We start from the raw sequence: 6,094 nt of genomic DNA, 5'->3' as shown, positions 1-6,094 counted from the left end.
ACCGCCGCCCGGCGCGGGGCGCGGGCGGCGGTCGACGGGCAGCGGCGGGCCGGGGTTTTCAGGGGCTGGGTTCGGGTTGTGGGCCCGTTGTGGGCGGGTGTTGGGGTGTGGTGGGGGTGAGGCCGAGGGTGGTCAGGATCGGGGCGGTGGGGACGCGGTAGTGGGTGCCGGCGCGGATGACGGGTACGGGGAAGGTGTTGGTTTTGACGAGGCGGTAGGCGGTGGCGAGGGAGAGGTTGAAGATGTGGGCGGCGGTTGCGAGGTCGGTGCTGACGCCGAGGGCGTGGATCTTGTCGGCGGTCCAGACCTGACCGGTGTCGCTGCTGGCACGTCGTCGTCGGGCGTTCATGAATCGGGCTCCAAGCTGTCTGAATGGGTAGGCGTAGGCCGAGGGCCCGCCGTCCCGGGCAGGGACGGCGGGCCCTCGGTGGTGTGCTGGGGTTCAGGCGTTGGGATCGGCGTCCTGGTCGGGCTCGTAGGCGGGGTCCTGTAGGTGGGGCAGGGCTTCGGCGAGTTCGGCGAGGGTGAGTAGGCCGTCGTGGCCGTGGAGCCACCACAGGCGGCCGGCGGGGTTGAGGCCGGCTTGTGTGGCGTGGTCGCGGCTGGCGGTGGCCACGGGTACGTAGCGGGCCTCGTCGCCGAGGTGTTGGTGGAGGTGGTGGGCGCGTTGGGCGGAGTGGAGCCAGAACAGGACGGGCCATCTGGGGCCGCCGTAGTCGACGAGGCGGAGGTAGCCGCGGAGTTTGCGGTGTAGTTCGGTCAGGGGTTCGGTGCCGGTGTCGTGTTCGAGGAAGAACGGGACCCGGTGGTCGCCGGTTCGCCAGATGCCGTGGCCGTCGGGGTGGATCGGGGCGGGGTAGGCGCGGAGGTCGAAGTTGGCGTGTGGGTTGGGGAAGCTGTCGGGTTCGCGGCATCTGGCCTCTGACCACCACCTTCGTAGTTCGTGGTGGGGGTGGGTGCGGGCGTGGCCGGCGAGGTCGGTGAAGAACTGGTTGACGCCGAGCCGGTGGGCAAGGACGGGGGCGACGGTCCAGCGGCGGCGTCTGGTCCTGGTGTGGCTGGGGCGTGGTGCCGGTTGGTCGCGTTGGGCGGCGATGATCTCGGCGCCGAGTTGGTCGAGGACGTAGTGGTAGGGGTAGGTGCCGCCGTCGGTCTTCAGGGGTCGGAAGCGGTCGATGACGCCGATGGTGCGTAGGCGGTGGAGGCGGCGTTGGGCGAAGTCCAGGGACGGGAACAGGGCGTGGGCGATCTGGGGTGTGGTCATGACGCCGTGGTCGGCGAGCCAGCCGAGCAGGGTGTGGTCGCGGGCGGTCAGGGTGGATTGCGCACGTAGGACGTGGTCGTACACGGGTTTCCTCTTCTCCTGTGTGTGGATGCGGGGGTAGGGGAGAGACCGGGAAGGTCTCTCTGAGCTGGGCGTGGATCTGCCGGCAGCGGCGTGTGCGGCACTGACAGAGACCGGACCGGTCCGTTTGCGGGTCGGTCTCAAGACCGACGCACACACGTGGGCGGACACCGACGACGACACCGACACCGCAACGGGATCCGCCGACATCTGTCACGAGCGCCCGGCCACGGACCCGGACGCCTACGGCCAGGACCAGCCGGTCAGCCCCGGCGCTGGCACCGCGGCGTTACGGGCGCGGCGGAGCGCCGGCCATCGGGTCAACCAGCGGTGCCGTCCGCGCGGCGCCGGCTCGTAGCCAGTCCGCTGTCGCCGGCGTCGTGTGGAGGGGAGCCAGTTGTCCGGCGGGGACCGTGCTCATCTACCAAACCGCAGTTTGTGAGCCCTGGCGAACACTTGCCGGACTCACAAGCGCTCACAACCGCAGACCGTCGGAGGACCGGCTGTCGTGGACGGTACCTCTCGGATCTGTCAGCGACCCGCCGCACCGCAACCACGGCCGGAACGACGAGCCCGCCGTCGGTGGCGAAGCCACGACGTGGCCACCGTCCGCCAGAACGAGACCGCGCCGACGGACACCGGCGACAGCGCCGGCAACGACCCGACGCCGTGCCTCGGACACCGGTGACAGACACCTCTGACACGGAGCCTCGACCTCTGCCAACAGCGGCTGGCGCCGTTGACACCGGATGTCCGGGAACCCGTGCCATCGGCGTCCGTCCCTTGACACAGCGTCCCGGGGACCGGAATGGCAGAGGGAGTGTCCAGAGTGCCGCCTGCCGTGTACGGCTCGCGTCCACGTCGGCTGCCGCGCCCAAGGACACCGCGCCCGCCGTGCGGTCCGACAGCGGCGCCGCCCTGGCGAATGGCCTGCTCACAGCCTTGTCGAGGTTTGGCGCCGGACCGCGGCGCCACCGTCCGCCCTGCGCTACGCCAGGCGGTGGCAGAGGCGCTGTGAGATGTCCAAGGGGCCCGGGCGCGACCGCCCATGACAGCCGCCGTCGATGTCATGAGCGAGGTCGAGGCCGCTGGCATCGCCGGCCGCCTGTGACACGAACATGTCACAGGCGCCCCTGCCACCATGCCCGTCAGGGACGCCGCTGACGCGGGACAGATCGGCGAACCGTGAACGATGACCGGTGCCGGGCGACGGTGTGGAAGGACGTCGCCTCCGCGCCGACCGTCGACGGCCGTCCGCCGCCGCCCGCCGCGTCCGGCCAGACCCCGGTGGCCCGGCGTTGACGCGGCCCGCTTGTCCCGCATCTACCAATCGGCGTTTGTCAGACGTAGCGAACGCCTGCCGATCTGACAGGGTCTGACAGCCCTCAGGCTCACAACACCCCGCCACCCGCTGACAGATGCGGAGCGTATCTGTCAGTGATCCGGCGAATCTGACAGAGCAGCTCACGCCGCTACCGTCAAGTTCGGATCTGCGGATGGCCGTTACTGTCGGTTGTGCTGGCGCTTCTGGATCAGAGGTCGCGCGTACCCGCGGTCGTCGCGACGGCCGATCTGACAGAGCGCCGTCGACTCCCGCTGTCAGATCCGGCCGCCCGCCGTTCCGGGCGCTGGCAGGCGACGGGCACGGCCAGACCTGTGCCGAGAATGCGAACAATCCGGACTAGTTCGCGGTCGAGCGGCCGTGTCAGACGGTGTCAGATCGCCAGGCGTTCGCCACGTCTGACAAACGCCGGTTGGTAGGTGGGAGACGAATGGGCGCCGGTCGCCCTGGCCGGAGACGGGCCAGCGCTACCTGTGACAGCGGCCGCCTACATCGGGTTCCGTAGTCCGTCCGGCTCGGCTGGCGGAACACCGGGACGTGCGACCGCCCGCCGCACGACGGACGGAAGAGGTCATTCCCGTAGCCGCGTCAGGACGGCCTCGGCCACCTGTTCGGGCGGCTGTGTCCCGTCGATGAAGGTGGCGTCGGTCAGCGAGGCGAACGTGGTCAGTGCCTGGTCGACATGGTCGTGCCGCCACCGACGCGCCTTCACCTCCACCTGGTCCTTGTCGATCCGGGCCCGCAGCCGGTCCTCGGGCACGGCGAGCACGAACTCGTGGACCTCGACACCGGCGCCGCGGATGCCGCCCAGGATCTCGGCCCGGTACGCCGCGTTGATCAGGCTCATCGGGGCGACCCACGGGTGCCGGTACTGCCGGGCCAGGCCGGTCATCGCTTCGATCACGAGGTGCCGCCACAGCGGCAGGTCCTGGAAATCGCCGGTCGGTGACTCGACGAACGGCATCAGCATGAAGCCGACGTGCTCGGGGTCGAACAGCTTCGCCCCGTCCAACCTCTTGGTCAACAGGCCCGCCGTCGTCGTCTTGCCCGAACCGAACGCGCCGTTGATCCAGACAATCATGAGAGGGATCGTGCCATCGCGCGGCAACACCGGATCGCACGAGCGCCAGCCCGTCGCCGTGAGCCGGCCCAGCCAGGCGCCCGATTCACCGACAGAGAACGATCGATTCGATGATCGGCCGGCGCTAACGGGCGTCGGCAGTGGCGGCGTTGTCGCGTTGTAGTTCCTGCACCAGAGCGTCGATGTGGTCCTGCTGCAGGCCCAGGGACTGGCGTGCCCGGTAGCGGCCGCGGGCCAGCAACTCGGTATCGAAGTCGTCGTGCAGGTCGTCCAGGTCGAGATCCGTGAGGTGGCCGTGGTGCGATACGAGGCCGGCGGTGAACCAGCGGACGGCCTGTTGGGCATACCCGTGTTCCTCGAGGGCCTCACCGATGACACTGAACACGTCGGGGTGCTCGGGGTGGAGCCGACGCGCTTCGGTGATCATGGCCATGGCTTCGTCAGGTCGGTGCCGGTCGAGCAGGAACGAGGCGTAGTCGGCCTGCGCGGCGCCGGGTTCGCCGTCCTCGATCCCGAGTGCCTGGCGGAACACCTGCTCGGCCAGGTCGTGTTCGCCGAGGATCGCGTAGTACTCCCCGGCCTGGCGCAGACTGGCCGCCTGTTCGGCGCAGTCGTGGCCGGCGTGGGCGATCGACAGCGCCTCGGCGTGCGCACGTCGTTCGGCGTCGGTGAGCGGGACGAAGTCCTCGTCGCCGGGGCGGGGTTCGGTGCGGTTTCTACGTGCCATGCCGCCACCCTAACCACGGCGTCCGCTGCCGGCCCGGCACACCACGGTGGGATCAGCGGCCGTACGGGACACCACCCAGCAGACCAACGTTCCCGGCACACCAACAGCACGCCGAACATCAGCCACCGCCGTAGCGCCGATGAGGCGTGAAAACCAGCCCCACCGGCACGACGCTGCGGCCCGTACCCCCGAACACCGTCACCCGACCTCCCGGCCCCACACCCGTCCCAGAGCGCGGCCCAAACGGCACAGCAGGCGACCGGGTCAGCCCGGCGCCCGTGACGCACCATCCCCGGCCCGTACGGCAGCAGCGGCGGGGATGGGCGCCCCGAACGACTTGAGTTCCGGCAAAAGGTGAGCGTCCATCGTCCTGGTCGGCGTCGAAACCACCCGTACCCCGGGCTTCCGCGGCGGTCGACCGCACCCGTCACCAGCCGGAGGTCGAACATGCCCACCACACATCCCATCCACGACCAGGTCGAGGACGTACCAGCAGACGTCACCGACGTCCTGCTCTGGCGCATGGCCGCCAAGGTCATCACTACCCACCAGCCCCAGCCCGAACGACCGACCCGCTGCACGAGTCTGCTCTGCACCGGACAGCACTACCCCTGCCTGCCCGTACGCACCGCCCACCGCGCCCAGCAGATCTCCCGCCGCCGCCCACCAGTGGCAGCGGGAGCACCCAAGACGGCGACATGCCGCAGCGCGGCGCCAATGAGCACCCAGTCCGACGGGCGCGCGCCGCGCCAGGCGTTTATCGACTGGTATGACGCCACCCGCACCGCGATCACCTCGGCCCGGATCATCCCGCCGTCATGGTCGCTGCACCCAAACCCGTCGCTGGTTGGGCCAACACGGGTGACCGGGCGAGCACTGGTGCCAGGCCGGGGCAGCCGGCCGCCGTCGGCTGCACTGGTCGTCGGGACATGATGAGCAGGCTTATCGAGGCGCGGCTGCGCACCCCCGCAGGCGCTCGCTCCGGGCCAATCGTCGTCGGCGCATCGCACAGCGGGAGTGCTCGGTCCTGCTGCACCTACTACTCGTGGCTGTAGTGGCCGGGACGGCTTGGAAATTCTCGAGACCGGCGCCGGCGATCGGTCGAGGGGAGAGCGGAACGACGTCTACACGTTGCCCGATGGACCGTCACCCGGGGCCAGGCGCTAAAAGTCCAAGGGGGCGGTCCGCGAACTGCGTCCGGGTTCCAGAGCCGCGATCATCGAGTACGGCCAGCCCGGAATCATGATGGCCTGGCCTTTGCCGCGGCCGCAGGTGTGGCACAGGATCCGTTCCGGCGAGGTCTGTGCCTCGGGCCGCAGCCAGCATGTGATGTCCACGGCCAACACCAGCCGCCCGTCCGGGGTCAGGTAGTCGCGGAGTTCAGCAGTCGCGACACGGCCGAGAAGGCCGTTCCCTCGAGCACGATGTCGGTGAAGAGCCGGTGCCGAAGGGGACTGCCGCAGCCGTGGCCTTCTGGTACCGGCGTGCCCGAACCTGCACCCGGCCGAGATCGGCGTACGGATCGAAAGGTCCGAGCGCACGGCCCGCCGCTACTGGCCGCCCACCCCGGACGGGATCCCTCCTCGAGGGCACTGGAGT

The 6,094-nt window shown here is 70.0% G+C and carries 5 protein-coding genes and 1 pseudogene; 1 reads left to right on the top strand and 5 read right to left on the bottom strand.

The annotated features are described in order from the left end of the window. Window positions 1–58: 58 nt before the first annotated feature. From AB0I42_RS12640 to AB0I42_RS12625, 4 genes are all read right to left on the bottom strand, one after another. On the bottom strand, window positions 59–349 hold the full coding sequence (locus AB0I42_RS12640) for a DNA-binding protein (protein WP_357536791.1): 291 nt from the start codon (window positions 347–349) through the stop codon (window positions 59–61). Window positions 350–442: 93 nt separating this feature from the next. Beyond that, the gene (locus AB0I42_RS12635; RefSeq protein WP_357536789.1) at window positions 443–1,348 is read right to left on the bottom strand and encodes a replication-relaxation family protein; all 906 of its coding nucleotides are present in this window, start codon (window positions 1,346–1,348) and stop codon (window positions 443–445) included. Window positions 1,349–3,258: 1,910 nt separating this feature from the next. After that, complete coding sequence (locus tag AB0I42_RS12630) at window positions 3,259–3,768, bottom strand: AAA family ATPase (protein ID WP_357536788.1); 510 nt, start codon at window positions 3,766–3,768, stop codon at window positions 3,259–3,261. A 124-nt stretch (window positions 3,769–3,892) separates the two neighbouring features. Next, on the bottom strand, window positions 3,893–4,495 hold the full coding sequence (locus AB0I42_RS12625) for a tetratricopeptide repeat protein (RefSeq protein ID WP_357536786.1): 603 nt from the start codon (window positions 4,493–4,495) through the stop codon (window positions 3,893–3,895). Between the two features lie 447 nt (window positions 4,496–4,942). Here AB0I42_RS12625 and AB0I42_RS12620 point away from each other — a divergent pair, with 447 nt between their 5' ends. Next, window positions 4,943–5,428: a hypothetical protein gene (locus AB0I42_RS12620; RefSeq protein ID WP_357536784.1), complete on the top strand. Its 486-nt coding sequence runs from the start codon at window positions 4,943–4,945 to the stop codon at window positions 5,426–5,428. Window positions 5,429–5,661: 233 nt separating this feature from the next. On the opposite strand, the pseudogene AB0I42_RS12615 reads toward AB0I42_RS12620, so the two are convergent. After that, window positions 5,662–6,036 (bottom strand): annotated as a pseudogene (locus tag AB0I42_RS12615) (transposase); the annotation flags it as partial. Window positions 6,037–6,094: the final 58 nt, after the last annotated feature.

Origin of the sequence: Polymorphospora sp. NPDC050346 (assembly GCF_040655695.1) — a bacterium.
Lineage (GTDB): Bacteria > Actinomycetota > Actinomycetes > Mycobacteriales > Micromonosporaceae > Polymorphospora > Polymorphospora lycopeni.
The sequence above is the reverse complement of the archived record's forward strand: the minus strand, read 5'-3'. Positions and strand labels throughout refer to the sequence as shown.